Below are 868 nucleotides of genomic sequence, written 5' to 3' on the forward strand. Positions count from 1 at the left end.
CTTTGCCAGTGCAAATCTGGAGTATAAGCTGGTCATGGTCGATGACGACCTGAACATGGTGGCTTTGCCCGAAACACGGAACATCAAGTCCATCGTCACCGCCGAAGACCGTTTGTGCATCGAGCGGAAGAACAAGCAGGCTGTCCAAGGCTTGCTGTACGTTCGTTTCATCTGCTTCGGCAATGGCAACCTTGTGGCCGCTCACGATGACAGCGACGGCTTCTGGCGCAGGCAGATCCTGATCACGGTGAAAGACCGTGACCCTGCCCGGGTGGACAATCCCTTTCTCATCGAAGAGTTGTCCGAGGAGCGTCCCAGCATCCTGCTGTGGATGCTGGAGGGGCTGCACCGTTTGCTGGCGAACCGCTATCAGTTTACCATCAGCGAGCGCTCCATCCAGAACCTTGAAGCAGCCATGGAAGACGGCGACAACCTGAGCCAGTTCATGCAGGCACAGGCTTACGTCCGCTTCCGTCCTGACAGTGAAGAGCGTTCCACATACCTCTATCGTGCCTACACCAAGTGGTGCGAAGATAATCTGGAATCGCCCGCCACACAGAAGAAGTTCAGCCAGTTCCTGCTGAAAAATGCCGGGAAGTATGGCCTGACCTTCTCCAAGCACATCGAAGGAAAGTACCGCGGCTTCCGGGGCGTATGCGTCCACCCCGCCTTTGTTGCGGCATAAAACACACGAAAAGTGAAATTCTCGCGCCCTACGCGCCCCAAATCAGTAGTTTTGACTTGTTATCGCTGTTTTCTTAGGGCGCGTGTCCGCCCTTTCGGGCGGATACAGGGCGGCAACACGCCCTTCGGGGCGGGAGAGAAACCAAGATGCGCCCCAAGAGGGCGCGTGCATCCCAGCCATGCG

General features: G+C 56.8%; 1 protein-coding gene. It reads left to right on the forward strand.

Annotation, left to right across the window (positions count from 1 at the left end):
* Positions 1-685: DUF5906 domain-containing protein (locus DXA66_RS14640; RefSeq protein WP_243089118.1), on the forward strand; the 685-nt coding region annotated here is incomplete at its 5' end.
* Between the last annotated feature and the right edge of the window lie 183 nt (positions 686-868).

Origin of the sequence: Faecalibacterium sp. OF03-6AC, from assembly GCF_003478175.1 — a bacterium.
GTDB classification, from domain to species: Bacteria; Bacillota; Clostridia; order Oscillospirales; family Ruminococcaceae; genus Faecalibacterium; species Faecalibacterium taiwanense.